The organism is Halosimplex halophilum (assembly GCF_004698125.1).
Lineage (GTDB): Archaea > Halobacteriota > Halobacteria > Halobacteriales > Haloarculaceae > Halosimplex > Halosimplex halophilum.
Genome location: NZ_ML214298.1, coordinates 446,243 through 469,081 on the forward strand (window position 1 = coordinate 446,243; position 22,839 = coordinate 469,081).

Here is a 22,839-nt window from a genome sequence, read left to right on the forward strand (position 1 = left end):
CCTTGGAGCTGTCGAGTGAAAAACACGCGGTCACCCCGCCCAGGACTCGGCGACGCCGCGGTAGATCCGGTAACAGCGGTCGAGGACGGGAAGCGAGACGCTCTCGTCCGCGGTGTGGGCCTCCCCCTGTTCGGCGGGGCCACAGACCACACAGGTCGTCCCGGCGTCGGCGAGCCAGCCGGCGTCGGTCGCGTGGGGCTTGACCACCTGCTCGGGCCGCCCGTCGCCCGGCGCGGTCGCACCCTCGTCCGGCGCCGCCCCGCTCCCGTCCGGCTCCGTTTCGCCCTCCGTTTCGTGTGCGTCGCGGGCCGCGGCCAGCACCGCGTCGGCGAAAGCGGGGTCGTCGCAGGCCATCGGCGGGAGGTCCTGGTCGACGGTCCAGCTGACGCCGTCGACCGTCTCCGCGCGCTCCAGGTCGGCGCGCTCGCCGGGCACCGTCCGCTCGTCGACGGTCACCTCGCAGCGCTCGGGGATGACGTTCCAGGCCGACCCGCCCTCGATCCCCGTGACCGCGATGCTCCCCGACAGTTCGCGGCCGAGTACCTGGGTGCTCGGGAACGACAGGTCCCGGACGACGTCGACGGCGTCGGTCGCGCGGTAGACGGCGTTGACGCCGGACGCGACCTCGCTGGCGTGGGCGGCCGTCCCCTCGGCGACGAGCGTCGACCCGCGCCGGCCCTTGTGGGCGACGGCCACGTCGATGACCCCCGGCGCGGAGTAGCCGGTCGAGCCCTCGCCGACGACCGCGTAGTCCGGGGCGAACCCCTCGTCGATGGCCGCGCGGGCGCCGACGCCCCCGACCTCCTCGCCGACGAACGACGCGAAGACGAGTTCGATCCCCGGCGGCGCCTCGCTGTCGCGGAAGGCACACATGGCCGCCGCGACGGCCCCCTTCATGTCGGCGCTGCCCCGACCGTACAGCCGGCGGTCGCCATCGTCGTCGGCCCCACCGTCGCCGTCCGCCGGTTCCTCCCGGACGACGTACTCGCCGTCCTCGACCTGTGAGCCGTCCGGCGGGACCACGTCGTGGTGGCCGACCAGCGCCAGCGCGGTCTCGCCCGACCCCTTCCGGGCGATCACGTTACCGCCCCGCTCGGCGCCGCCGGCGTCGTCCCGGCGGACCGCGGCGTCGGTGTGCTCGCGCAGCCAGCCCTCGATGCGGTCGCCCGCCGCCGCCTCCGACTCGTGACTCGGGACCGAGACCAGCTCCCGCGCGAGGTCCCGAACGTCATCCCGTCGTTCCATGGTCGTCCCCTCGGGCGCCGCCGTCTTCAAGCCCCGCGGCCGTGGTCCGGGGCGCGTTCGGGACCCGTCCCGCGGGCCGGCCGGACGGTCGTCCGAACGCGCCCGAACACGCCGCTCACTCGCGCTTCCAGGCGCTCGGCTCCATGTCGACGGCCTTGACGACCGGGCGATACAGCGCGACGATGACGACGACGACGGCGAGTTCGACCCAGAAGCCGATATCGCCGACGGCGGCGCGGACGACGCCGAGGACGACCGTGACGATCACGACGATGACGAGGTAGTGGGCGACGAGTTCGAGGATCTGGCCCCTGTCCATGGGAGCGATACGGCCCGGGGGGACAAAAACGACGGTATCGCGGACGACGCGTCCCCTCGGCCCGGCCGTCCGCATCGCGCCGGCTGTTCCCGTCGACCCCGACCGTCCCCGTCGACTCCGGCCCGCACCTCGTTCGCGCGCTCACACGAGCGTATCGGGGCGGGTCGAGAGGTACTCGAAGACGGCGCCGAGGCCGAGCCCGTAGACCCAGTGGGCGACGAGCGTGACGAACAGGTAGCCGGCCAGCGCGAGGCCGGCGTAGCCGTCGTAGAAGGCGAACACGAACCCGGTCCACAGGGCCGTCCCGAAGTAGAGGCCGTGGACGGGGTCCCGGCCGCCGGGCAGGTAGTCCTTCAGCGAGGCGAAAAGCAGCGGCCAGGGGAACATCCCAGCGAGGACGAACAGGACGTACCCGGCGGTCACCGGCGGGAACAGCCCTTCGAGGCCGACCATCTCGGTGACGGTCGCGAACGACGCGCGGGTGAACACGCCGAAGCTCTCGCCGATGAGCAGGACCACGGTCATCAGCGCCGTCCCGACGAGCCCCCCGGCCGCGCCGACGACGCCGTCCGCGACGATCCCGAACAGCCGGTCGAACTCGTCGTCGACCACCGTCGGGTCGTCGAACTCCTCCCCCTCCACGGCGCTCTCCTCCAGTTCGCGCGTGTCTGCCATGCCATCACGTACCATCCGAGCGGACAAAAACCTCCCGAAAAATAGGGCGGGATACGAATCGGTTCGGTTCGTTGATAAGGACGGGTGTCAACACGCCCCAAACAATAAGACCGGGTGTATCGTTGGTGATCGAATATGGTAGAAGCTGGTGGCGCGGTGGTCGGCGACACCGTCTTGGCGGGGACCAGCGGGGTCCGGGCGCCGGCGGAGGTGTTCAACAGCATCTTCGTCGCCTTCCTCGGGCTGGGGACGCTGGTCGGGGTCGTCGTCATCTCCTACACGCTGTACAACGCCTACAGGTACCGCTACCGCGAGGACGAGGACCCCGCTCCCGACGCGGACCGGCCGGAGGTCGGCGAGCTGCCCGAGGGCGGGGGCAAGGGCAAGAAGCTGTTCCTCTCCTTTGGCATCAGCGCGTTCATCGTCCTCTCGCTGGTGATCTGGACGTACGCGTCGCTGTTGTACGTCGAGGGCAAGCCCACGGAGGTCCAGCAGAACGGGGGTGACGTGATGACGGTGGAGGTCGACGGGTTCCGCTTCGGCTGGCAGTTCACCTACCCCAACGGCGCCGAGGCCAGCACGCTCCGCGTCCCGACGGACACGGTGATCAACCTCTCGGTGACATCGCGGGACGTGTTCCACAACTTCGGGATCCCGGAGTTGCGCGCGAAGGCCGACGCGATCCCGGGCCAGACCACGAACGCCTGGTTCGTCGCCGAGGAGCCCGGCACCTACCAGGCCAACTGCTACGAGATCTGCGGCGACGGCCACTCCGGCATGACCGCCCAGGTCGAGGTGATGAACGAGTCGGCGTTCGACGAGTGGTACGCGACCACGGAGCCGGCGAACGCCAGCGCCGCGAACGGCACCGCGAGTAACGGCACCGAAGCGGCCGTGAGCGGCCCCGATGGTCCGGGTTCGATAGCACCCGCACGCGCGGGAGGTGCTGCGCCGTGAGCCACGGCGAGGCCGGCGGCCACGAGTTCCCGCCGATGAGTTCGGTCAAGCGCTGGTTCGTCACGACCAACCACAAGGACATCGGCATCCTCTACACGATCACCGCCCTCTTCTTCCTCGTCCTCGGGGGCGTGCTCGCGATGCTGATGCGCGTCCAGCTGTGGTCGCCCGGCGCGGGCATCCTCAGCGCCGGCGCGTACAACCAGGCCGTCTCCGCCCACGGCCTGCTGATGGTCTTCTGGTTCATCTCCCCCTTTGCCTTCGGGTTCGCCAACTACCTCGTCCCGCTGCAGATCGGCGCCGACGACCTCGCCTTCCCGCGGCTCAACGCGATGAGCTACTGGGCGTACCTCTTCTCGGGGCTCCTGTTCATCGCGTCGTTCTTCCAGGGCGGCACGTTCGACGGCGGCTGGACGATGTACGCGCCCCTGAACCTCCCGACGTACATGCCCAACATCGGCGGGACAACCGTCGTCCTCGCGCTCATCATGTTCATCGCGGCGGTGACGATGGGGTCGGTCAACTTCCTGACGACGATGTACCGCATGCGCGCCGAGGGCCTGCGGATGCGCGACCTGCCGATGTTCTCGATGTCGATCCTGCTGACGGTGTGGATGATGCTCTTTGCCTTCGCCGCCCTGCTGGCGGCGCTGATGATCCTCGCCGCCGAGCACCTCTTCGGGGTGACCTACTTCTCGGCGGAGGGCGGGACGCTGCTGTGGACCCACCTGTTCTGGTTCTTCGGCCACCCCGAGGTGTACATCGTCTTCTTCCCGGCGCTGGGCATCATGGCCGAGTGCTTCCAGACGTTCACCGGCCAGCGCATCGTCGGCCGCAAGTGGTTCGTCCTCGCGATGGTGCTCGTCGCGCTCCAGAGCTTCGTCGTCTGGATGCATCACATGTTCCTCACCGGGATCAACCTGGAGATAAAGACCCTCTTCATGATCACGACCATCGGCATCTCGCTCCCCTTCGACCTCATGGTCTTCTCGCTGATCTACACGATGATCAAGGGACGCATCCGCTTCACCACCCCCTTCCTGTTCTCGCTGGGCGCGCTGATCCTGTTCATCATCGGCGGGATCACGGGCGTCTTCCTCGGCGCGGTCGTCCTCGACTACGAGTTCCGGGGCACCTACTGGGTCGTCGCGCACTTCCACTACGTGATGGTCGGCGGCGCGACCGGGCTGTTCGCCGGGCTCTACTACTGGTTCCCGAAGATGACCGGCCGGATGTACGACGAGTACCTCGGCAAGGTCCACTTCGCGCTGTACTTCGTCGGGTTCAACCTCCTGTACTTCCCGCTGTTCGTCGCCTGGGAGACCCCGCGGCGGGTGTTCGACTACGCGCCCGGGCTGACGAGCTGGCACCAGGTCGCCTCTATCGGCGGGTTCATCCTCGGGGCCTCCTTCCTCGTCATGTTCTACAACCTGTTCAAGAGCATGGCCGTCGGCGAGGAGGTCGGCGACAACCCCTGGGAGTACTCCACCACCGCCGAGTGGGCGGTCTCCTCGCCCCCGCCGCTGGAGAACTTCCCCGGCAAACCCAGCTACGCGGGCGGGAAGCTCTCCTTCCGCGACGAGCCCGAGTTGACCGCCGACGGGAGCGGCGACGGCGAGCCCGCGGGCGACCCCGCAGCGGACGCCGCGTCGACCGACGGCGGGACCACGACGCCCGACGGCGGGAACGTCCGCGCCGAGAGCGCCACCGCGGGCGGGACGGGACTCGTCAGCGGCCCGACGAGTGCGACGCCGGCGGCGGCCGGGACCGGCGCCGCCCACGGGGACGATCGTCATCCGGACCACGCGAGCTTCTGGCCGTTCGTCGTCTGCTTCGCCGGCTTCCTCACCTTCCTCGGGGTCTCGGGGATCCGCAGCGGCGGCCCGTACCTCTGGCTGACCGCGGTCGGCGGCCTGTTGAGCGCGGTCGGGTTCGTCGGGTTCGCCAACGAGTCCTTCTACGTCCCCGAGCCGACGGTCGCCGAGCAGTGGCCGTTCGGCGGCGTCGAGAACATGAAGCTGGGGATGTGGACGTTCCTGGCCTCCGACGTGGTCCTGTTCGGCGGCTTCGTCGGCTCGTACCTGTTCCTGCGGGTCGCCAACGGCTGGATGCACTGGCACCACGCGTTCATCCCCGAGGCCCACGTCACGTTCCCCGGGCTGGTCAACACGTACCTGCTGCTGGCGAGCAGTTTCGCGGTCGTCCTCTCGCTGGTCGCCGCCCACAGGAACAGCAGCCGGGGCGTCGTCGCCAGCCTCACCGTGACGTGGCTGCTCGGCGTCGGCTTCCTGATCAACAAGGGCCTGGAGTGGCAGCACCTGTTCCACATCTCGACCGAGGCGTTCCCGAACGGCTGGAACGTGGGGACGAACGTCGCCTCGTCGACGTTCTACCTGACCACCGGGCTCCACGGCGCCCACGTCATCGTCGGGCTGATCATGCTCCTGTACATGATCCCGCGGGCCTGGAAGGGCGCGTACTTAGACGACGACTCCAGCCTGGAGTACTTCGGCCTGTACTGGCACTTCGTGGACATCGTCTGGCTGTTCCTGTTCCCCCTCTTCTACATCCTGTAAAACCATGGCACGATTCAAACTCTACACCGCGATATTCGTGGTACTGATGGCGCTGTCGACGACGCAGGCGCTCGTCGAGCAGACGGGTCTGGTCGACTTCGACGCGCCGGGGACCTACTGGACGGCGTTCGGGATCATCCTCGTCCTGTCGTTCGTCAAGGCGACGTTCGTCGCCACCTACTACATGCACCTCCGCTGGGAGCCCCGGTCGGTCACCTACCTGTTCCTCGGCGGCCTGTTCGTCGCGCTCGCGCTGACGACCGCCGCCGCCTACTCGATCCTGTAGCCGGCAGGCGGTTTCCCACCGCCTCGGGGGCGCCGACTCGCGGCCTTCTCCGCCCGGCGCGACCCCGTCCGAACGGGTTCGGTCCCGATCGCCAGCGTTTATTCGATCGATGGCGACTGTCCGCGCAGTCATGTCAGAGGCTGGTTCGGCAGATCGCGGAGGGGAGACCGCTGCGGGCGACGACGGGTCGCGGCTGACCGCGCTCGTCGCGACCTGGCCGCGGCGGATCGGGGTCGCGCTCGGAGGGCTGGTCGGCGTGCTGGTCGTCCTGTACCTGGTCGGCGTCATCGGCGCGCCGGCCGCGGGGCTCGAAGACCGCGGCGACTGGGGAGAGGTCACCGACGAGCGCACGGAGATCGTGACGACCGTCTGGATCGACAACCCCAACCCAATCGGGGTCTCGCTGGGCAACACCGTCACCGCGGAGTACGACATCGTCCTCAACGACGTGTTGCTGGCCGAGGGGTCGAAGTCCGGCATCGAGGTCCCGAAGGGCAACAGCACCGAGCAGCTGCGGACGGACGTGAGAAACGAACACCTCGCCGACTGGTGGGTCGCGTTCGTCCGCGCGAACGAGACGGTCCACGTGGACGCCAACGCGACGCTGCAGGTGAACACACTGTTCAGCGCGAGCCACGACGTACACCGCAACCGGACGATGCTCAACGAGTCGACGCCGGTGATCGGCGCGCTGTCGGCGTCGGTCAACGAGACCAGCGGTACCTACACCGAGTCGGTGAGCGCGAGCGAGGTCGGCGAGGACCTCCTGGGTGAGAGCCCGCTGGGCGGGAGCGACAGCGTCACCGTCGGCTACGAAGTCCAGCGGGGCTGGGCGACCTGGGGCGAGGTCTCCGAGTCGGAGACGACCGTCCGGTTCCACCTGCTCGTCCACAACCCCGGCGACGTGCCGGTGCCCGCGTCGCCCGACGGCCTCGGCGTCAGCGTCGACATGAACGACGTGCGCACCTTCGAGGCCGAGAGCGGCGACCTCTCGGCGGAGAGCCTCGGCCCCGACGCCGTCATCGCGCCGGGCGAGACCCGCGAGATCACCTACCGCGTGACGATGGACAACGACCGCGTCGACGACTGGTTCACCAGCCACGTCCGCGAGGACAGGGGCCCGGGCACCGAGGCGACCGCCGTCGAGGCCCAGTTCCAGATCGTCTTCGAGAACCCCGCCACCGGCGGCCAGTTCCGCTTCCCGGGCGAGTCGCCGGTCGGCTACGACTGTGAGTTCCAGACGGCCATCCTCGTTGACGGCCAGAACAGCACGTCGACCTGCGAGCCGCCGACCGTCCCCGGGAACTGAGCGGCGACGGCGGATCGCCGCGTTCGGATTCGCTCGCGGCCGAAGCGCCCCGCTTGCTGTTTCCCGCTCGCTCCTTTTTCGCGTCGGTCGACAAGCCACCACGAGATGTTCGACGGCGATTCGGCGGACGGATCGGACGACGGGGGCGGACGCCGCTGGCTCGCCGCCGTCCCGCTCGCGATGGTCGCGGCGCTCGTCGCAGTCGTCGCGCTGTACCTGCTGGGCGTCGTCGGGGCGCCCTCGGTCGGCGTCGTCGACGCGGGCGAGTGGGGGGAAGTCACCGAGGATCGGACCGAGGTGGTCACGACCGTCTGGGTCCGCAACCCGAACCCGATCGGGACGGCGTTCGGGCCCGGACTGACCGCCGAGTACGACATCGCGTTCAACGGCGTCACGGTCGCGGTCGGCGACGAGTCGGGGCTGGCGGTGCCGCCGGGCAACACGACGATGCGCTTCCGGACGGCGCTCCGGAACGAGCGGATCCCCGAGTGGTGGGTGGCGTACGTCCGCGCGAACGAGACGCTGCGGGTCGCCGCCGACGCGACCGTGCGCGCCGATGTCGGGCCGTCGCCGGCCGTCTCGCGGACGTTCGAGCGCAACCGGACGATGCTGACCGAGTCGCGGCCGGTCGTCGACGCCGTCTCGGGGGCGGTCGACCGGACCCGCGGGCGGTACACAAGACGGGTCGACTTCGGCGAGCGCGCGCCGCGGCTGGCCCGCTCGCTCGGACTGGGCGGCGAGTCGCTGACCGTCGGGTACGAGGTCGAACGCGGCCGGGCGACGTGGGGGACCGTGACGGAGAACCGGACGACGCTCCTGCTGCACCTCCGGGTCCGCAACCCCGGCGACGTGCCGGTCCCGGCCGCGCCCGCGGCCGTCCGCGCGTCGGTCGACGCCAACGGCGTCCGCCTGTTCGAGACCGACGCGGAGGCCCTCTCCGTCCGGAACCTCGGCCCCGAGGAGGTGCTCCGCCCGGGCGAGACGCGGACGCTGACCGTCGCCGCGAGGATGGACAACGACAACATCGACGAGTGGTTCACCCGCCACGTCCGCCGGGGCGAGCGCTCGACGGTCACCGCGCGGATCCGGCTGCTGGTCGACCACCCGCTGACGAACGCGACGCTCCGCCTCCCCGCCGACGGCCCGGCCACCCGGGCGTGTTCGGTCCGCACCGCGCTGCTCGTCGACAACCGGACCGCCGGGGCGACCTGCGGTGCGGACGGATCCGCCAACGCGCGGGAACGGGTCCGGGCGACTGCTCGGTCCCTCTCGACTGCTCAGTCCGGCCCGGTCGCTAACCCGGTTCCGTTACCGTCACGTCCCAGCGACGGGAACCCCGGTCGCCAGTACAACAGCGCGACCGACGCGAGGAAGGCGACCGTCGAGATGTCGACCGAGTAGGCGATGGCGGTCGACATGAGGGTGACCCAGCCGCCGAGGACGCCCGTGACCGCGGAGGCGAAGATGGGGGCCGAACAGCTCAGACAGGAGACGAAGCCCAGGGTTCCCGAGGCGACGACGCCGCTGGCGTCGACGACGGCGGCGTAGACGAGGTACGTGAGCCCGAGGTAGCCGATCACGCGATAGGGGACGACGGAGACGTAGAACGACCGGGTGATCAGTCGGACGCGGGCCCAGCCCGGCGAGCCGGAGCCGACGCTCACACCGAGGATCCCCTCGGGGATCGGGTGGTGGCCGCCGACGGTCAACCCGATCAGGCCGGCCCAGTTGGCGAGGACGAGGAAGTAGCCGGCCGCGAGCGCGCCGGCGAGGAGGTGCCGGCGCGGCGGGGCCGAGGGGATCGGGGTGCGGTAGGCGGCGACGAGGACGGCGTTGATCCAGACGAACGGGTAGAGGACGTAGCGCGGGACCGTGACGGTCCCCGGCGTGGCGAGGAAGTAGCCGGCGAGGAGGACCCCCTCCAGCGCGACGGCCGCGGCCAGCAGTCCCGCGCCGGTCGGCCAGGGGCGCGCTCGGCGGGTCGAGTGGGCCATCAGCCGGTCGTGACGAGTACGATCGTGATCGCGACGACGGCGAGCATCCCCGTCGCCACGGCGCCGCCGGCGGCCGCCTGCGCGCTCGGGCGGCCGTTCTCCCGCATCGCGAAGTAGACGCCCGCGACGAGGAAACCCGCGACCAGGGCGACGACCGCGCCGATGATCGCCGGTCCGGTGATCGCGCCGCTCGCGTAGGCCATCGCGCCGAACATGAACCCGACGACGAGCACGACGTACGCGGCCGTCCACGTGCTCGTGCGCCCGGCGAGGCCCGCTAGCCCCGAGGCCGGCCGCTCGCCGTCCGCCACGTCCCGGGCGACCCGGGGGACGTAGTGGCGCCACCGCCGCGACCGGAGGACGAACAGGACGACCCCGACCCCGAGCAGCCCCATCAACACCATGCTCGCGAGATAGGTCGTGTTGGCCATGGTACGTGTCTACACACCACTTCCCCGCCGAGGTTTATAATTATTCTTGTACCGGGACCGAGAGGACGGCGCTCCTTCGGTGTGACGGCGACGCCGACACGCTTTTTCGGGGCGGCGACACAGAAGGGACCATGACCGACGGACCCGAAACGGGCGAGGGCGACGGGGGCGACGCGGACGCGGCGTCGACCGAGGGGGTCGACGAGTCGCCGGACCGGGCCGCCGACGCACAGCCGACCGACGACCCCGAACCCGACGACGTGAACGCGTCCGGAGAGGGCGACGCCGACGACATCGACACACCGGACGCGGGCGACGCCGGACCGGCGGACGCGCCCGACCCGGATCTGCCGCCGGACGTGGCCAAGTACGACCGCTTCAAGAAGATCGACGGCGGCACCTACGACCGCGCCAACGACTTCCTGCGCGAGCGCACCTACATCACGGCCCGCGAGTGGGCAATCGCCCGGCTCTGTGCCGACTTCCGCACCGAGACCGGCGTCGAGATGACGAAGATCGGCGAGAACCTCCCGGAACTCGTCCCGTTCATGACCGACACCTACACCCCCCAGGCGGTCAATCAAGCGAGAGCGTCCTTCGAGGAGAAGGTCCGCAAGGCCGGCGCGACCTTCCTCTACGGGGCGATGTGCGACTTCTTCACCGCCGAGGAGCTCGACGACGTGATGTACGAGGCCACCGAGGTCGCGAAGTTCCTGCTGGAGGTGGAGGGCGTCGAACTCTCCGTCGAGGAGGAACTGGAAGCGGAAGACGAGATATCGGAGGTGATGCGCGAAGTCCGAGAGCACTCCGCGGCGCTGCGCCACGACGAGGTGGAGTGTCCCGACTGCGGCCACCACTTCGAGGCGACCGCCGCCGACGCCGTCGACGACGACTGAACGTTTTTCACTCGGCCGGACGGATCGCCGGATATGGACGCCGCCCGACGTGTGGTCCTCCTCGAGTGCGGACTGGGCGTGCTGTGGCTCGGGTACGGCTTCGGCACGACCGGGTTCGCGGGGCTGCGGAGCGGCTGGTGGCTCGCGGCCCTCGCCGCCGTGGTGACGGTCGCGCTCATGTACGCCGAGGAGCACCGCGTGGCCGACTGGGACCCCTACTACCGCGGCGGGCTCGCGATCGCGCTCGTCGTCGGGTTCGCGGCCGTCGTCGGCGTAGCGGGCGCGCTGACGGCGCTGTCGGTCGTCGACGCGGTCGCGGTCGCGATGACCGGGATCGGCGCCGGCCTGCTCCCCTACCGCGTCGTCTACGGCGTCGTCCGGCCCGTGCCGGAGTCGCGGCTCGACGCCGCGCGTGAGCGGGCGGTCTGAGCGGCGGCCCGGGGAGAGGGGCGTTCGAAGCGGTCAGCGCTCGTCGTCGGGGCGCTCCTCGACGACCTCGGCGGCCAGGTCGGCGATGGACTCCGTCTCGCCGCTACGCGCGGCCGGACCCCGGCTGTCGCCGGTGGCCTCGCCGGCGCTCCGGACGTTCCGCCCGACGGCGTCACCGAAGGTCTCGCTCTCGCCGCCGGGGCGGTCGTCCTCGCGCTCGTAGACGACGGTCCCCCGAACGAGCGTCAGCTCGGGGAAGACCGCCTCGCGGTCCTCGAAGGGGGTCCAGTCGCACTTCGTGTGCAGGCGGTCGGCGCGGATCGGGTGGGTCTTGCCGGGGTCGACCAGCACGAGGTCGGCGTCCATCCCCTCCGCGATTCGACCCTTCGAGGGCAGGTCGAACACGTCGGCGGGGTTGGCGGCGGTCAGGTCCCGGACGCGCTCGTAGGTCAGGTCGCCGGTGCGGGCGTCGGCCAGCAGGAGCGGGAGGGCGGTCTCGACGCCGGGGACGCCCGACGGGGCGTCCCAGATGTCGGCGTCCTTCTCGTCGGCGGTGTGGGGGGCGTGGTCGGTCGCGATCATGTCCACGGTCCCGTCGACGACGCGGTCGTAGACGCGCTGGCGGCGCTTCTCGCGGCGCAGCGGCGGGTTCATCCGCCCGTGGGTGCCCAGCTCGCGCAGGTCGCTGCGGGAGAGGTACATGTGGTGGGGCGTGACCTCGCAGGTCATGCCCGTCTCCTTCGCGATGTCGATGCCCTTCGGCGTGGAGGTGTGGGCGACGTGGATGGTGGTGTCGCGCTCGGCGGCGACCTCGCAGGCCCGCTCGACGGCGGCGGCCTCGGCGCGGGCGGTGCGGTAGGCGCTCCAGGCGTCGGCGTCCTCGCGTTCCCTCGCGGAGACGTTGAACAGCCCCGCGTCCTCGGCGTGGACGGTGACGGTCACGTCGCGGGCGTCGGCCTCGGCGAGCGCGTCGAGGAACAGGGGCTCCTCGATGCCCATGTTGCCCGTCGAGTCGGCGAGGAAGACCTCCCCGAGCGCGAACAGCGGACGGTCGAGCAGCGAGTCGGGGTCCCAGTCGGCGGTGACGCCGCCGTTGAGGCCGTAGTCGACCAGCGAGTCGGCCGCGATGCCGGCCTTCTCGTCGAAGGCGGCGCCGTCGACGGTCGGCGGCGAGGTGTTGGGCTGGTCGACGACGGTCGTCACGCCGCCGGCGGCGGCGCTGCGCGAGCCCGTCGTCCAGTCCTCCTTGTGCGAGTCGCCGGGCTCGCGGAAGTGGACGTGCGCGTCGATCATCCCCGGGAGCAGGCGCTTGCCGGTCGCGTCGACCGTCCGCTCGCCCTCCCGGCCGCCCAGGTCCTCCCCGACCGCCGCAATGGTCTCGCCCGACACGCGGACGTCCCGCCGGCGGCCGTCCGCGAGCGTCGCGTTCCGGAACAGCATACCTCACCTCGAACGTCCGGTACCCTAAGTCCCGCGGTTTCCCACAACTCGCTGGCACGTATTCGACGGGGAGCGGGCTCAGCCGACCCGTTCTACCGACGCCGGGGCCGGCTCGCCGCCGACCAGCGCCCGCTCGACCGCTCGGACGACCGCGTCCGGGTCGGCCTCGCCCCCCGCCCGCGCGACGCTCCCGACCGTCTCCGGGTCGAAGGGAACGTCCAGCGCCGCATAGACCGGGTCGAGCACCGACGCGATAGCTTCGTGGTCGCGGACGACGAGCACGCCCGCGACGACGGCCGCGTCGGCGCGCACCCGCTGGGCCAGGCCGGCGAGTTTCCGCGCCCGACCGCCGCAGTCGGCCTGGACCGAGTGAGTGCCCGGGCAAAAGGAGTCGGCGGGTTCGCCCTCGCGGGCGTCGACGCCCAGCGAGTCGAGGGCGTCGAGCAGGTCGGCCGTCGCCGCGTCGTAGCGCTCGGTCAACCCCGAACGCGGGTCCGCGACCGGCTGCACCCGCGCGAACGCGACCGTCGACCCGGTGTAGGCGACGGCGCGGCCGCCCACCTCGCGCTCGACCGCCGGGAAACCCCGTTCCGCGGCGACCGCGCGGGCCTCGTCGTACCCCTCCGCCCGGGCGTCGCGGCGACCGAACGCGACCTGTCGGTGGGGCCGCCATACCCGGACCGCGGGTTCGCGCTCGTCGGCGACCCGTTCGACCAGCCGCTCCGAGACCGCGCGGTCGGCCTCTATGGTGTCGGCGCGGTCGCAGTAGACGCGCATGGCGGCATCTGGGGGCGGTCGCGGAAAAACCATCACGGTCCTCTCAGTCCCCGCCGAAGACGCCGTACCACCCGCCGAGAGCGGTGACCACGAGTCCGGCGAAGAAACTGACACCTCCAAGAATCAGCGGAGCGTCGACGAAGCCGCCGGTGCCCCGGATCCGGCTGAGACGGTACCACGTCGGGCCGTCGCGCACGTAGACCGCCTCGGGCGAGGACTCCAGCGCCGGGTACAGCGTCTCGTCGATCGCCGCCGTGCGGGTCTGAACGGCCTCGCCTCCGTCTCCGGCGCCGGCCTCCCGGATCTCCGCGACGACGGCGTCGGGGACCGCCGAGGCGTTCACCGTCGTCGGACTGTCCCACGACGCGTTCTCCGGCGGCGGCTCGTCGGTCCAGACCTGGAAGCTGACCGGGTCGCCGTCGGGCGCCCGGAACTGGGCGAGCGCCGGGACCGCCATCAGTCCCACGCCGAGGAGGACCGCCACGAGGGCGGTGGTGCGCCGGTCCATTGCCGAGTGTGGAAGCGCGACTGTCATGTGTCTTCTCCCCTAACCGCCGCCGATGCCCGTCACGCTGTCCGCCGGGTCGCTCGCGCCCTTCCGGCGGGTCACCCTCTACAACTCCCCGTTCGCCGCCCACGACCGCGGCTGCGCCGTCGACCTCTACCCCGGCGACGCCGACGGCGACGCCCTCCGGCCGAACCCCGAGGATGGCCCCGCCGTTGACGCGCCCTCGCCCGTGGCCGGCGAGGTGGTCGAGACGCGGACCGTGCGGGCGCCCTCGCAGCCCTACGCGGCCGACGATGACCACCTGATCCTCGTCGACACCGGGGAGCGCGTCGCCCGACTCCTGCACGTCGAGCCCGCGGTGTCGGCGGGCGACTCCGTCGCGGTGGGCGACTCGCTCGGGCGGCTCGTCCGCGCCGGCTTCTTCGCGCCGTGGGTCGCCAACCACCTCCACCTCGGCTTCCGCGAGTACGGCGCGGACCACCACCGCGCCGCGGGGTCGCTTCCCCTGGAACTCGGCCCCGACGTGGCGGTCGACGCGCTCCGGTGGGACGGGACCGGGACCGTGGTCGCCGCCGGGGAGACCTACGCCGTCCTCGACCGGCCCGCCCATCCGGCGCCCGGCGAGCGCTTCGCCGGGTTCGTCGCGACCGACGCCGCGGGCGAGCCGCTGGGCGTCCTCGACGGCGGCCTCCCCCACTACGACTGCGGCGGGCTGCTCCGCGCTCTCGACGCGACCGGCGAGGCCGGGCGTGGTGATACCACCGACGCGTTCCTCTGCGGCAAGCGCGTCGGGCACGCCGACGGCCGGGACGTGACCTGGACCGACCCGACAGTGCTGGCGAACGGCGAGCCGGTCCGGGGGATCGCGCTCGCGCTCGGTCGCGACCACGCGGGCGTCAAACTCGTCGGCGAGGGGATCGACCTGCCGGTCGGGACCGAGGTGACAGTCGAGATCCGGACGGACAGCCGGTGATCGACCCCGCTGGTCAGTCCTCGTCGGTCAGTCCCCGTATCGCTCGCGGTGCTCCCGCTTCGCCCGCTCGTAGGCCTCGTCGTCGCGGACGCGGTCGAGGTACTCCCGGTAGACCAGCGCTATCTCGCGTTTCTCCGCGTCGTACCACTCCTCGGGCTCCCGCTCGACGCGTTCGCCGTCGTCGGTGGTCCGGTACTTGTTCCCGCCGGGGTACTTCGCGTAGCGCATCGCCCGCGTCCACCCCATCTGGAGGTACTTGCGAGCCATGTCCATCCCGACGAACTCGTCTGTCTCGCGGTACTCCCGGTATCGTTCGTAGATCGCTTCGGCGCCGTCCTCGGCCTCTTCCAGCGTCGCGATCCCCCACTCGGGCAGGAGTTCGCTCTTGTACGGCTCGATCTTGAACGCGCCGCGCTCGTCGGGCGTGTGGCGGTACCGCTCGGGGTGGGCCCGGAAGTCGAGGTCGTACTCCGGGCCGTCCGCCACTTCGGAGACCTCGCCGCGGACGGGGTCGCTCATCGGGTCTCCCCCAGCGCCTTCTCGAACCGGAGCAGTTCGTACTCGCCCTCGGTCCGGTGGTCGGTGCCCTGGTAGCCCCGCGCCCGGTAGAACCGGACCGCCGACCGCTGGCGCTGGGCGGTCCACAGGAAGACGCGGTCCAGCCCGCGCTCGCGGGCGGCGTCCTCCAGCCCCGCGACGATCTGGCCGCCGAACCCCTCGCGCTGGCGGTCCGGGGCGACCGCGATCCGCAGGAGTTCGCCCGCACCCTCGGGGATCTCTTCCCCGTCGACGGCGAGTCCGCCCATCGCGACGACCTCGCCGCCGGCGTCGCCGCCCGGATCTCGTCCGCCGACCTCGACCACGAGGAACTCCCCGCCGGTGTCGAGGTAGTTCCCCCTCACGTCACGGATGTCGTCGCTGTGGGGCACGTCCTCGGGATCCGAGCCGGCCGCCCGGAGCGCCGTCCGGTGGAGGTCCCAGACCGCGTCGCGGTCGCGGGGCTCGTAGCGGCGGAGCGTCGCCGACGACGCGTCGCCGGCGGGACGGTCCCCGTCCATCAGACGAACTCGACGTCGTCGAGCGGCGTCACCTCGCCGAACAGGAAGTCGGCGTGCTCCAGCGCGTACTCGCGGTGGTCCTCCTCGATGCAGCCCACCGCGTCCTCCAGGAGGACGGGCCGGTAGTCCCGGAGCCCGGCGCTGGAGGCGGTGTGGAGCACGCAGACGTTCGCCAGCGTCCCGCAGATCACCAGGTCGTCGATGTCGTGGGCGTCCAGCCACCCTTCCAGTTGCGTCTCGTAGAAGGCGTCGTACGTGTGTTTCACGACGATCAGGTCCTCGTCGGCGGGGTCGAGTTCCTCGACGATCTCCGCCTCCCAGGAGTCTTCGAGGACGTGCTCGCCCCAGCGCTCGAACTCGTCGTAGTAGTGGGCGTCCTCGAACTGCTCGGGCGGGTGTACGTCGCGGGTCCAGACGACCGCGGCGCCCGCCTCGCGGGCCTTCGCGACCGCCTCGCCCACGGGGTCGATGGCCGCCTCGCTGCCCGGTGCGTAGAGGCTGCCGTCGGGGTGGCAGAAGCCGTTCTGCATGTCCACCACGACGACCGCCGCGCTGTCGGCGTCGACTCGCATGAGCGGTCGTTGGGACGGCCGAAGCAAAAGCCCTGCTGGGTGGACCGCGATACCGGGCGGACCGCAACCGCGCCCGATTCGACCACACTCGACGGTGTGCGCTGAAAGCCCTCGGCGCGCTCGCTAGCAGTGATCACGACCGCACTCGACGGTGAGCGGTGAAAGCCCTCGGCGCGCTCGCGGTCGCTGAGCGGGATATCCGCGCTCTCCGCACCGCCCGCGCGGATAGTGCCCGCTCAGGCGACTGAAGTGAACGCGAGCGCGCCTCGCCCGTTCAGTCCGCCAGGGACAGCACCGCCCCGCACAGCACCGCAGACAGCCACGAGCCTCCCCAGCCGATTCGCTCACTCGCTCATCCACCGTCAGAACGCTCTGACGAGCCTTCGATCGCAGGCTCGCGAAGACCTCGTGCGGCTACGGTCGCGCGCTCCAGCGCGCGCCGACCGCACCGCGACCGCGCCGGCAGCTACTGCGCGAAACTCGGGGAGCGGTCGCTACGGGCGGGAGAAACGCGGAGAAGTGTGTTTCGCGGGCGTTACGCCGGCGACCAGCCGCATACCGAGCACTCTGTGGCGGCCGAGTCGTGTAGTCCCCCGCAGTCGGGGCACTGCTTCTTGTTGTAGTTCTCCTCCCAGCCCGCCTCCTCGACGTCGTGTCCGCGGTCGGTCAGGAACTCGTCGAACATGTCGTCGGTGCTCGGTGCGGACGCCATACATGCTACGGTATACCACACCACCATATAGGTCTATTGGTATGCGAAACCTTTGCACACGAACTGCGGGACGGACCCGGGATCGCGCGGCCGGACGGTTCCGGGGGAGAAACGCTCTCTGGGGCGATATCCGGTCGTGGGACGGGGATCGAACGAACCCAAGGACATATACCACCGTTGACCGATACACCGGCCATGGCACGGAACCGGGCGAGCCGCCGTCGGTTCCTGGCGGCCGTGCTGGGCGCGTCGACGGTCGGGCTCAGCGGCTGCGGATCCGACGGCGGCGGGACGCCGACACCGGGGGACTCGGCCACGGAGACGCCGAGTGACGCACTGCTGGAGACGACGACACCGAGCGAGACGCCGACGCCGAGCGACACGCCGACCGCGACGCCGGAGGCGACCGCGACGCCGACCGAGACGCCGGCGTCGACGGGGACGGCGACGGCGACGCCGGGCGGGTCCGACCTCGCGTCGTGGCCGGCGTTCATGCGCAACGGCGAGCACTGGGGCCACCACCCCGACGCCGCGGGGCCCCACGAGGGCGTCACGGTCGACTGGCAGAAAGAGTTCGACCAGGACTCCGTGAACGCGACGCCGGTCCTGGCCGACGGGACGCTGTACGTCGGCGCGGGCGGAGCCGGCGACAACACCGGGTCGTTCCACGCGCTGGACCCCGTGACGGGCGAGACGAAGTGGTCGCGGGACACGGCCCGGCCGGTCACCAGCGCCGCGGCGGTCGACCGCGGACTGGTCTACGTCGGGACGACCGGCGGCGTGTTCTACGCCCTGCACGTCGACGACGGCTCGGTGTTCTGGGAGTGGGACCCCGGGTCGACGGAGGACTACACCGCGCCGGTCGTCGACGGCCGGGCCGTCTACGTCGGGTCGACCGGCAGCCGCGCCTACCGGTTCGACGCCCTCGACGGCGGCCAGGAGTGGAACCAGGACACCTACGGCGCGATCACCGCCTCGCCCGTCTACGCCGACGGCGTGGTCTACGCGCCCAGCGCCGACCACGAGCTGTACGCGGTCACCGCCTCGGGGAGCCTGGAGTGGACGGTGGACCTCGGCGGGAGCGTCAACGGCGTCGCCCACCGGCGGCGCCGGCTGTTCGTCACCAGCGAGAGCAACACCATCGCGCAGGTCAACGTCCGCGGCGACACCGTGTGGGAGACCTCGCGGGGCGACGCGTTCGCCGCGACGCCGGCGGTGACCGGCGAGCGGGTGTTCGCGGGCACCCGCGGCGGGACGCTGTTCGCCTTCGACGCGGACGACGGCCGGGAGCTGTGGCGGTTCACCGACCCGGACGACGGCGTCACCGCCCCGCCGGTCGTCGCCGACGGCACCGTCTACGTCGGCTCCCGCGACGACAGCGTCTACGCCCTCAGCGCCGACACCGGCGACCTGGAGTGGTCGTTCGCCACGGGCAACAACATCGAGACGGCCGCGCCGATCGTCGCCGGCGGCCGCGTCTACATCGCCAGCCAGGACGGCGTCCTCTACGCGCTGAGCGAGTAGCTCGTGGCGGTCCGGGAATTCTTCGGTCCCGCTTCGACCGGTCACCACACCGCCGCCGCGACGGTCGACCCGACCCAGACGGCCGCGAGCGCGCCGCCCAGGTTGACCGCCGCGCTGGCCAGCGCCCGGCGGCGCTCGCCGGTCTCGAACAGCCGCACCGTCTCGAAGGCGAACGTCGAGAACGTCGTGAACGCCCCGCAGAAACCGGTCCCGAGCGCGAGCGCCGCGCCCTCGCCGACCGGGGCCGCCAGCACCGCGCCGAGCGCGAGGCTCCCGAGGACGTTCACCGCCAGCGTGTCGCCGGTGCGGGCGTCGACCCGCTCGCCGAGCAGGTGACGGGCGAGCGCGCCGGCGACCCCGCCGAGACCGACGAACAGGAGGGGAGTCACGACACCCACCTCGCGACCCGGCGACCGCAGAGCACGCCCGCGATCCCGACCGCGTAGTTCGCGGCGACGTTCGCCGCCGCCAGCGTCGGCCCGCCCGTCCCGGCCAGCGCCGTCGTCTCGGCGGCGAAGGCGCTGTAGGTCGTGAACGACGAGAGGAAGCCGGTGCCGACGACCAGCCGCGTCTCCGCGCTCACGGCGTCGGCGAAGCGGCGCTCGTACAGCAGGACGCCCAGCGCGAGACTCCCCAGCCCGTTCGCGGCCAGGGTCCCCCAGGGGAAGGCGCCGGGGAGCGCGAGCGCCACCGCGTACCGCAGCGCCGCGCCCGCGAATCCGCCGACGGCGACGAGCGCGAGCGGCTCCAGCCGGGTCGGCGCGCGGTCCTCTGCCATTCGCCCGGACCGACCCGCCGCTCGTACTCGTGTGTTTCCGTTCGGGCCGCGCCGGTCAGTCGTCCTCCGCCGGGGCCCCGATGTCGGCGCCGTCGGCCTCGATGGCCCCCATGTCGGGGGCGGTCCGCTCGCCGCGGGCCGACTGGAGCTTGCCGACGGCGACGGCGCAGACGTAGATCGCCACGGCGAAGAGGACGATGACTCCGCCGGCCGTGACGCCGCCGTAGTAGGCGGCGGCGATGCCCAGCAACACCGCCAGCTCCGCGAGGACGACCGAGACCACGAGCGACTCCGAGAAGCTCCGGGACACCTGGGTCGCGCCCGCGACCGGCACCACGAGCATCGCCGCGACGAGGATGACGCCCATGATCTGCATCGCGCCGACGACGACCATCGCCGTCAGCATCACCATCACGCGGTTGTACCAGTTGACGGGGATGCCCGAGACCTCGGCCGCGGTCTCGTCGAAGGTGACGTACAGCAGCTGGTTGCGCGTGACGGCCACCGTGCCGACGATGACGGCGAACAGCACGAGGAGGATCGCCGCGCTCTGGGGCGAGACCGTCGAGAGGTTGCCGAAGAGGAACTGGTCGACGCCGACGGCGAGCCCGCCCGCGTTGAGGCTGATCAGCGTTGTCCCCAGCGCGAACCCCGTCGAGAGGACGATGGCCATCGACACGTCGTTGTAGGCGTCGGTGACCTCCGAGATGAGTTCGATGCAGAGCGCGGCGATCATCGCCACGACGACCGCGGTGAGGTAGGGCGACACCCCCAGGTCGATGACGGCGTTGAGGAACAGCCCGACGGCGACGCCGGCGAACCCGGTGTGGGCCAGCGCGTCGCCGATGAGCGCGAGCTGGCGGTGGACGAGGAAGGTGCCGATGAGCGGCGCCATCACGCCGACGCAGAGCCCGACGAGGACCGCCCGGTGCATGAACCGGTAGCGCGGGTTCAGCATCTCCAGCCCCGTGAAGTAGTACACCCAGTCCATCAGCCAGTACCACTGTTCCAGGACCCACAGGAGGACGGCGAAGACGAGCTCGCCGACTGCACCCAGGCCGCTCTGGAGCGGGAGGGCCACCGACGGGATCACCACCGACGGGTCCGCGGCGGCGAGGACGGCCGTCAGGAGCGTGGCCGCCACGTCCGCGCTCATTCGGACACCCCCGCGAGCGACCGCGCGCCGGCGCCGAACGCCCGGGCCAGCGCGTCGCTGTCGACGAACTCGTCGGTCGGACCGTCGAAGTACACCTCGCGGTTGAGGCAGACGACGCGGTCGGCGTGCTCGACGACCGCTCCGAGGTCGTGCTCGATGAGGAGGACGGTGATCCCCTCGGCGTTCAGCGCCGCCAGCAGGTCGTAGAAGGCGTCGACCGACTCGGCGTCGACGCCGACGGTCGGCTCGTCTAAGACGAGCAGGTCGGCCTCGCCCGCCAGCGCCCGCGCGATGAACGCGCGCTGGCGCTGGCCGCCCGACAGCTCGGTGATGCGGCGGTCGGCGAACCCGCTCATCCCGACGGTCGCGAGCGCGTCGTCGACGACGGCCCAGTCCTCCCCGGACAGCCGGCCGGAGACGGCGTTCGCGACATCCCGGGCCGTGTCCAGCGGGCCCTCTCGCAGCCCGTCGAGCAGTTCCCGGTTGTCCTCCGGGAGCCGGTCGAACCCGACGTGGGGGAACCGGCCCATCTTCACCACCTCGCGGACGGTGATGGGCATCCCGGTCGCGGCGCTGGCCTGCTGGGCGACGTACCCGATCCGCTCGCCGTCGTCGAAGCGGTCGGCGCGGTCGCCGAACAGCCGGGCCCGGCCCGCGTCCGGTTCGAGCAGCCCGAGCATCAGCCCCATCAGCGTCGACTTGCCCGAGCCGTTCGGTCCCACGACCGCGACGTACTCGCCCGCCTCGACGGTCAGCGACACGTCCTCGACTACGGGCGTCGCCGTGTAGCCGAAGGTGACGTTCGCGAGGTCGACGACCGGCTCGCCGGCCGCGTCGTCGGTCCCGGGGGTCGTTCGTTCGTCCGCGTCGGTCCCGCTCCCGGAACCGGTGTCCTGTGCGTTCATATCGGTTCGAAGTTCCGCCACTGTTCGAGCCACTCGGCCGACGGCGCCGCGTCCTCCGGCGTCTCGTTGCCGAGGACGATCTCGAAGGTGGGCATGTTGATGTTGTACGCGATCTCCTCGTAGCCCCAGTTCTCCGCGACCCACTCCTCGCGGACGCCGGCGTACGGCGTCACGGGGAAGTACGCCGCCACCGCCGTCTCGCGGACGAGCTGCCGTGCGGGGCGCTGGGACTCGAAGACGCCGTTGGCGACGTAGCGGATGTCGTTCTCGCGGATGACCCGCTCGGCCTCGCGGATGTCGGCCGGCTTCACGTCGCCGCTGGCCGCGAGGTTCGTCACCAGCGGCCGCATCTGGACGCCGTAGCGCACACCGAGGTACTGGAAGGCGTTGTGCGCGGCCAGCTGGACGATGTCGCGGTCGGACCGGTCGAAGATGGCCTCGTAGTCCGCGTCGATGCGGTCGAGCACCTCGGACTTGTACGTCTCCGCGTTCTCGCGGAAGGCGTCGGCGTGCTCCGGGACGATCTCCGCGAACCCCTCGGCGATGTTGTCGACGGACTGCTTCGCGCGCCGCGGGTCCAGCCAGAAGTGGGGGTCCTTCCCGCGCTGGGCGCCGACGCCCTCCTCGTCGCGGTCCAGCGACGCCGCGAGGTCCACCAGCTCGATCCCCTCCCGGACGTTGATCAGCGCCGTGTCAACGTCGTCGCCCTCGATGGTCTCGATGGCGCGGTCGGCCCACGGCTGGAACTCCGCGCCGACGTGGACGAACGCGTCCGCCTCGATGATGCGCCGGGTGATGCTGGCGTTTGGCTCCCAGCCGTGACCGTGCAGCCCCGCCGGGACGAGGTTCTCCACCGTCAGCGGGGTCCCCTCTGCGATCTGCCGGCCGAAGTCGAAGAAGCTGAAGAAAGACGCCACGGCGACCGGGTCGCCCCCGTCGTCGCCGTCGCTCCCGGCTTCGACCGGCGCGCTCGGCAAGGCCGTGCAGCCGCCCAGCCCCGCCAGCGCCGCCGCACCGCCGGCGCGGAGCGCGTCCCGCCGCGTCATCGTCCGTCCGTCGTCTGTATCGAATGACATAGCTTGACACCAAATCCGAATATTAGACCCGTCTAATCCATAGTTTAGCGACCGAGCGTTTATAGGTTGTGGTCGGGGGAACGGCGGCAGACAGGGATGCGACTGCGAGGAGGACGGAGGGTACGTACCGGACACGACCCGTCCGCACGGAACGGTTCGTCGGACCGACAGCTCGGTGGGCCGTGCTGTTCGAAACGCCTCGCCGGGGCCGCCCGGTCGGAGAACGTCGCCGGGGCGCCCGAC

The 22,839-nt window shown here is 71.3% G+C and carries 25 protein-coding genes; 8 read left to right on the forward strand and 17 right to left on the reverse strand.

Translation table 11 applies throughout. The features are described from left to right. Positions 1 to 30: 30 nt before the first annotated feature. The 3 genes from E3328_RS13230 to E3328_RS13240 form a co-directional block, all read right to left on the reverse strand. Positions 31 to 1,245, reverse strand: a complete 1,215-nt coding sequence (locus tag E3328_RS13230; RefSeq protein WP_135365108.1) for a M20 family metallopeptidase — start codon at positions 1,243 to 1,245, stop codon at positions 31 to 33. A gap of 115 nt (positions 1,246 to 1,360) precedes the next feature. Then, positions 1,361 to 1,564, reverse strand: a complete 204-nt coding sequence (locus E3328_RS13235; protein ID WP_135365109.1) for a hypothetical protein — start codon at positions 1,562 to 1,564, stop codon at positions 1,361 to 1,363. 141 nt (positions 1,565 to 1,705) lie between these two features. Beyond that, positions 1,706 to 2,239 (reverse strand): DUF6789 family protein, encoded by a 534-nt coding sequence (locus E3328_RS13240; RefSeq protein WP_135365110.1) that lies wholly within the window; start codon positions 2,237 to 2,239, stop codon positions 1,706 to 1,708. 135 nt (positions 2,240 to 2,374) lie between these two features. Between E3328_RS13240 and coxB the strand changes: the two genes are divergently transcribed. The 4 genes from coxB (at position 2,375) to E3328_RS13260 (ending at position 7,367) form a co-directional block, all read left to right on the forward strand. Then, on the forward strand, positions 2,375 to 3,196 hold the full coding sequence (gene coxB / locus E3328_RS13245) for a cytochrome c oxidase subunit II (RefSeq protein ID WP_246023012.1): 822 nt from the start codon (positions 2,375 to 2,377) through the stop codon (positions 3,194 to 3,196). Positions 3,197 to 3,231: 35 nt separating this feature from the next. Continuing rightward, entirely contained in the window at positions 3,232 to 5,772 is a 2,541-nt protein-coding gene (locus E3328_RS13250) for a cbb3-type cytochrome c oxidase subunit I (protein WP_135365728.1), read from the forward strand. Between the two features lie 4 nt (positions 5,773 to 5,776). Further along, complete coding sequence (locus E3328_RS13255; protein ID WP_135365111.1) at positions 5,777 to 6,058, forward strand: cytochrome C oxidase subunit IV family protein; 282 nt, start codon at positions 5,777 to 5,779, stop codon at positions 6,056 to 6,058. A gap of 130 nt (positions 6,059 to 6,188) precedes the next feature. After that, positions 6,189 to 7,367, forward strand: coding sequence for an LEA type 2 family protein (locus tag E3328_RS13260; RefSeq protein ID WP_135365112.1), 1,179 nt, complete (start codon positions 6,189 to 6,191; stop codon positions 7,365 to 7,367). 1,277 nt (positions 7,368 to 8,644) lie between these two features. Here the strand turns inward: E3328_RS13260 and E3328_RS22905 are convergent. Beyond that, positions 8,645 to 9,361 carry a DUF7546 family protein gene (locus E3328_RS22905; protein WP_449404986.1) on the reverse strand — a complete coding sequence of 239 codons (717 nt, stop codon included), beginning with the start codon at positions 9,359 to 9,361 and terminating at the stop codon, positions 8,645 to 8,647. Continuing rightward, positions 9,361 to 9,792 carry a hypothetical protein gene (locus E3328_RS13270; RefSeq protein ID WP_135365114.1) on the reverse strand — a complete coding sequence of 144 codons (432 nt, stop codon included), beginning with the start codon at positions 9,790 to 9,792 and terminating at the stop codon, positions 9,361 to 9,363. Before E3328_RS13270 ends, E3328_RS22905 begins: the two co-directional genes overlap by 1 nt. Before the next feature lie 131 nt (positions 9,793 to 9,923). Here E3328_RS13270 and E3328_RS13275 point away from each other — a divergent pair, with 131 nt between their 5' ends. Together E3328_RS13275 and E3328_RS13280 are read left to right on the forward strand one after the other, a co-directional pair. Then, on the forward strand, positions 9,924 to 10,688 hold the full coding sequence (locus E3328_RS13275; RefSeq protein ID WP_135365115.1) for a DUF5806 family protein: 765 nt from the start codon (positions 9,924 to 9,926) through the stop codon (positions 10,686 to 10,688). Between the two features lie 33 nt (positions 10,689 to 10,721). Next, positions 10,722 to 11,117 carry a hypothetical protein gene (locus tag E3328_RS13280; RefSeq protein ID WP_135365116.1) on the forward strand — a complete coding sequence of 132 codons (396 nt, stop codon included), beginning with the start codon at positions 10,722 to 10,724 and terminating at the stop codon, positions 11,115 to 11,117. 33 nt (positions 11,118 to 11,150) lie between these two features. Here E3328_RS13280 and E3328_RS13285 read toward each other — a convergent pair whose 3' ends face one another. The 3 genes from E3328_RS13285 to E3328_RS13295 form a co-directional block, all read right to left on the reverse strand. Further along, the gene (locus tag E3328_RS13285) at positions 11,151 to 12,557 is read right to left on the reverse strand and encodes a dihydroorotase (RefSeq protein WP_135365117.1); all 1,407 of its coding nucleotides are present in this window, start codon (positions 12,555 to 12,557) and stop codon (positions 11,151 to 11,153) included. 78 nt (positions 12,558 to 12,635) lie between these two features. Next, entirely contained in the window at positions 12,636 to 13,334 is a 699-nt protein-coding gene (locus tag E3328_RS13290; protein ID WP_135365118.1) for a lipoyl protein ligase domain-containing protein, read from the reverse strand. Between the two features lie 43 nt (positions 13,335 to 13,377). Continuing rightward, positions 13,378 to 13,842, reverse strand: a complete 465-nt coding sequence (locus E3328_RS13295; RefSeq protein ID WP_135365119.1) for a hypothetical protein — start codon at positions 13,840 to 13,842, stop codon at positions 13,378 to 13,380. Positions 13,843 to 13,894: 52 nt separating this feature from the next. Between E3328_RS13295 and E3328_RS13300 the strand changes: the two genes are divergently transcribed. Then, entirely contained in the window at positions 13,895 to 14,815 is a 921-nt protein-coding gene (locus tag E3328_RS13300) for a DUF8155 domain-containing protein (RefSeq protein ID WP_135365120.1), read from the forward strand. A gap of 27 nt (positions 14,816 to 14,842) precedes the next feature. On the opposite strand, the gene E3328_RS13305 is transcribed toward E3328_RS13300, so the two are convergent. The 4 genes from E3328_RS13305 to E3328_RS22025 all read right to left on the reverse strand — a co-directional run bounded on the left by E3328_RS13305 (position 14,843) and on the right by E3328_RS22025 (position 17,157). Beyond that, entirely contained in the window at positions 14,843 to 15,334 is a 492-nt protein-coding gene (locus E3328_RS13305) for a DUF4385 family protein (RefSeq protein WP_246023013.1), read from the reverse strand. After that, the gene (locus E3328_RS13310) at positions 15,331 to 15,873 is read right to left on the reverse strand and encodes a GNAT family N-acetyltransferase (RefSeq protein WP_135365121.1); all 543 of its coding nucleotides are present in this window, start codon (positions 15,871 to 15,873) and stop codon (positions 15,331 to 15,333) included. Before E3328_RS13310 ends, E3328_RS13305 begins: the two co-directional genes overlap by 4 nt. After that, a complete protein-coding gene (locus E3328_RS13315) occupies positions 15,873 to 16,445 on the reverse strand; it encodes a cysteine hydrolase family protein (protein ID WP_135365122.1) in 573 nt (190 codons plus the stop codon). Before E3328_RS13315 ends, E3328_RS13310 begins: the two co-directional genes overlap by 1 nt. 535 nt (positions 16,446 to 16,980) lie before the next feature. After that, on the reverse strand, positions 16,981 to 17,157 hold the full coding sequence (locus E3328_RS22025) for an HVO_0416 family zinc finger protein (RefSeq protein WP_167837397.1): 177 nt from the start codon (positions 17,155 to 17,157) through the stop codon (positions 16,981 to 16,983). A 195-nt stretch (positions 17,158 to 17,352) separates the two neighbouring features. Between E3328_RS22025 and E3328_RS13320 the strand changes: the two genes are divergently transcribed. After that, on the forward strand, positions 17,353 to 18,681 hold the full coding sequence (locus E3328_RS13320) for an outer membrane protein assembly factor BamB family protein (RefSeq protein ID WP_135365123.1): 1,329 nt from the start codon (positions 17,353 to 17,355) through the stop codon (positions 18,679 to 18,681). 41 nt (positions 18,682 to 18,722) lie between these two features. Here the strand turns inward: E3328_RS13320 and E3328_RS13325 are convergent, their stop codons facing one another. The 5 genes from E3328_RS13325 to E3328_RS13345 are packed head-to-tail and all read right to left on the reverse strand — an operon-like array spanning position 18,723 to position 22,566. Continuing rightward, positions 18,723 to 19,079 carry a fluoride efflux transporter FluC gene (locus E3328_RS13325; RefSeq protein ID WP_135365124.1) on the reverse strand — a complete coding sequence of 119 codons (357 nt, stop codon included), beginning with the start codon at positions 19,077 to 19,079 and terminating at the stop codon, positions 18,723 to 18,725. Beyond that, positions 19,067 to 19,459, reverse strand: a complete 393-nt coding sequence (locus E3328_RS13330) for a fluoride efflux transporter FluC (RefSeq protein WP_135365125.1) — start codon at positions 19,457 to 19,459, stop codon at positions 19,067 to 19,069. The genes E3328_RS13325 and E3328_RS13330 overlap by 13 nt, the downstream gene beginning before the upstream one ends. Before the next feature lie 55 nt (positions 19,460 to 19,514). After that, the gene (locus tag E3328_RS13335) at positions 19,515 to 20,615 is read right to left on the reverse strand and encodes a metal ABC transporter permease (protein ID WP_135365126.1); all 1,101 of its coding nucleotides are present in this window, start codon (positions 20,613 to 20,615) and stop codon (positions 19,515 to 19,517) included. Continuing rightward, positions 20,612 to 21,520 (reverse strand): metal ABC transporter ATP-binding protein, encoded by a 909-nt coding sequence (locus E3328_RS13340; RefSeq protein ID WP_135365127.1) that lies wholly within the window; start codon positions 21,518 to 21,520, stop codon positions 20,612 to 20,614. Before E3328_RS13340 ends, E3328_RS13335 begins: the two co-directional genes overlap by 4 nt. Further along, positions 21,517 to 22,566 carry a metal ABC transporter substrate-binding protein gene (locus E3328_RS13345; protein ID WP_135365730.1) on the reverse strand — a complete coding sequence of 350 codons (1,050 nt, stop codon included), beginning with the start codon at positions 22,564 to 22,566 and terminating at the stop codon, positions 21,517 to 21,519. Before E3328_RS13345 ends, E3328_RS13340 begins: the two co-directional genes overlap by 4 nt. Positions 22,567 to 22,839: the final 273 nt, after the last annotated feature.

Coding starts and splice junctions, on each gene's coding strand:
- E3328_RS13275 (WP_135365115.1), top strand. CDS start 9,924: ATGACCGACGGACCCGAAACGGGCGAGGGCGACGGGGGCGACGCGGAC.
- coxB (WP_246023012.1), top strand. CDS start 2,375: ATGGTAGAAGCTGGTGGCGCGGTGGTCGGCGACACCGTCTTGGCGGGG.
- E3328_RS13270 (WP_135365114.1), bottom strand. CDS start 9,792: ATGGCCAACACGACCTATCTCGCGAGCATGGTGTTGATGGGGCTGCTC.
- E3328_RS22905 (WP_449404986.1), bottom strand. CDS start 9,361: ATGGCCCACTCGACCCGCCGAGCGCGCCCCTGGCCGACCGGCGCGGGA.
- E3328_RS13335 (WP_135365126.1), bottom strand. CDS start 20,615: ATGAGCGCGGACGTGGCGGCCACGCTCCTGACGGCCGTCCTCGCCGCC.
- E3328_RS13255 (WP_135365111.1), top strand. CDS start 5,777: ATGGCACGATTCAAACTCTACACCGCGATATTCGTGGTACTGATGGCG.
- E3328_RS13345 (WP_135365730.1), bottom strand. CDS start 22,566: ATGACGCGGCGGGACGCGCTCCGCGCCGGCGGTGCGGCGGCGCTGGCG.
- E3328_RS13295 (WP_135365119.1), bottom strand. CDS start 13,842: ATGGACCGGCGCACCACCGCCCTCGTGGCGGTCCTCCTCGGCGTGGGA.
- E3328_RS13315 (WP_135365122.1), bottom strand. CDS start 16,445: ATGCGAGTCGACGCCGACAGCGCGGCGGTCGTCGTGGTGGACATGCAG.
- E3328_RS13300 (WP_135365120.1), top strand. CDS start 13,895: ATGCCCGTCACGCTGTCCGCCGGGTCGCTCGCGCCCTTCCGGCGGGTC.
- E3328_RS13285 (WP_135365117.1), bottom strand. CDS start 12,557: ATGCTGTTCCGGAACGCGACGCTCGCGGACGGCCGCCGGCGGGACGTC.
- E3328_RS13230 (WP_135365108.1), bottom strand. CDS start 1,245: ATGGAACGACGGGATGACGTTCGGGACCTCGCGCGGGAGCTGGTCTCG.
- E3328_RS13250 (WP_135365728.1), top strand. CDS start 3,232: ATGAGTTCGGTCAAGCGCTGGTTCGTCACGACCAACCACAAGGACATC.
- E3328_RS13235 (WP_135365109.1), bottom strand. CDS start 1,564: ATGGACAGGGGCCAGATCCTCGAACTCGTCGCCCACTACCTCGTCATC.
- E3328_RS13305 (WP_246023013.1), bottom strand. CDS start 15,334: ATGAGCGACCCCGTCCGCGGCGAGGTCTCCGAAGTGGCGGACGGCCCG.
- E3328_RS13280 (WP_135365116.1), top strand. CDS start 10,722: ATGGACGCCGCCCGACGTGTGGTCCTCCTCGAGTGCGGACTGGGCGTG.
- E3328_RS13310 (WP_135365121.1), bottom strand. CDS start 15,873: ATGGACGGGGACCGTCCCGCCGGCGACGCGTCGTCGGCGACGCTCCGC.
- E3328_RS22025 (WP_167837397.1), bottom strand. CDS start 17,157: ATGGCGTCCGCACCGAGCACCGACGACATGTTCGACGAGTTCCTGACC.
- E3328_RS13340 (WP_135365127.1), bottom strand. CDS start 21,520: ATGAACGCACAGGACACCGGTTCCGGGAGCGGGACCGACGCGGACGAA.
- E3328_RS13330 (WP_135365125.1), bottom strand. CDS start 19,459: ATGGCAGAGGACCGCGCGCCGACCCGGCTGGAGCCGCTCGCGCTCGTC.
- E3328_RS13320 (WP_135365123.1), top strand. CDS start 17,353: ATGGCACGGAACCGGGCGAGCCGCCGTCGGTTCCTGGCGGCCGTGCTG.
- E3328_RS13240 (WP_135365110.1), bottom strand. CDS start 2,239: ATGGCAGACACGCGCGAACTGGAGGAGAGCGCCGTGGAGGGGGAGGAG.
- E3328_RS13290 (WP_135365118.1), bottom strand. CDS start 13,334: ATGCGCGTCTACTGCGACCGCGCCGACACCATAGAGGCCGACCGCGCG.
- E3328_RS13260 (WP_135365112.1), top strand. CDS start 6,189: ATGTCAGAGGCTGGTTCGGCAGATCGCGGAGGGGAGACCGCTGCGGGC.